Origin of the sequence: uncultured Microscilla sp., from assembly GCF_947493425.1 — a bacterium.
Classification (GTDB): Bacteria; Bacteroidota; Bacteroidia; order Cytophagales; family Microscillaceae; genus Microscilla.
In genome coordinates this window covers 1-1,335 of the sequence record NZ_CANLRP010000387.1, presented here as the reverse complement: position 1 = coordinate 1,335, position 1,335 = coordinate 1, and the positions used below count along the sequence as shown (strand labels likewise).

The 1,335-nt window shown below is 45.7% G+C and carries 1 rRNA gene; it reads right to left on the bottom strand.

Going from position 1 to position 1,335, the window contains the following annotated elements:
• Window positions 1-48 precede the first annotated feature (48 nt).
• Window positions 49-1,335: ribosomal RNA gene (locus Q0954_RS33920) — 16S ribosomal RNA — on the bottom strand; the annotation flags it as partial.

The following is a 1,335-nucleotide window of genomic DNA, read 5'->3' as shown; positions in this document are numbered from 1 at the left end:
CACGAATCGATTATGTAATAAGTCAATTAAGACTAATGTACTCCGTAGAAAGGAGGTGTTCCATCCCCACGTTCTCGTAGGGATACCTTGTTACGACTTCACCCCAGTCATCAGTCCTGCCTTAGGCAATAGTCTCCGAAGTTAACTCACCGACTTTGGGCATTACCAACTCCCATGGTGTGTCGGGCGGTGTGTACAAAACCCGAGAACGTATTCACCGTAGCGTAGCTGATCTACGATTACTAGCGATTCCGACTTCATGAAGTCGAGTTGCAGACTTCAATCCGAACTGAGATCGGTTTTTTGAGATTTGCTCCATGTCACCATATTGCTTCTCTTTGTACCGACCATTGTAGCACGTGTGTTGCCCCACTCGTAAGAGGCATGATGATTTGACGTCGTCCCCACCTTCCTCCTGGTTACCCAGGCAGTATCTCTAGAGTCCTTAACTTAATATTAGTAACTAAAGAAAAGGGTTGCGCTCGTTGCAGGACTTAACCTAACATCTCACGACACGAGCTGACGACAACCATGCACCATCTGTCATTCTGTTAACCTCCACTATATCTCTATAGCTTTGCAGAAGATGTCAAGAGTGGGTAAGGTTCTACGCGTATTTTCAAATTAAACCACATGCTCCACCGCTTGTGCGGGTTCCCGTCAATTCCTTTAAGTTTCACTCTTGCGAGCATACTATTCAGGCGGATCATTTAACGCGTTAGCTGCGTTAGTGAAATTATTCCACCAACTAATGATCATCGTTTACGGCGTGGACTACCAGGGTATCTAATCCTGTTTGCTCCCCACGCTTTCGTCCCTTAGTGTCAATATATAACCAGTTAGCTGCCTTCGCCTATTGGTGTTCTTCCTAATATCTACGCATTCCACCGCTTCACTAGGAATTCCGCTAACCTCTTTATAATTCTATTTTGCCAGTATCCAAAGCGGACTGAAGTTGAGCTTCAGCATTTAACTCCAGACTTAGCAAAAAACCTACGGACGCTTTACGCCCAATAATTCCGGATAACGCTTGCGACCTATGTATTACCGCGGCTGCTGGCACATAGTTTGCCGTCGCTTTCTAATAAGGTACCGTCAAGATAAAATCATTTCCTATTCTATTTTTTCTTCCCTTATAACAGCAGTTTACATTCCGAAGAACTTCATCCTGCACGCTGTGTCGCTCCATCAAGCTTTCGCTCATTGTGGAAAATTCCTTACTGCTGCCTCCCGTAGGAGTCTGGGCCGTATCTCAGTCCCAGTGTGGCGGATCAACCTCTCAGTTCCCCTACCCATCATCGTCTTGGTAGGCCATTACCCTACCAACTAACTAAT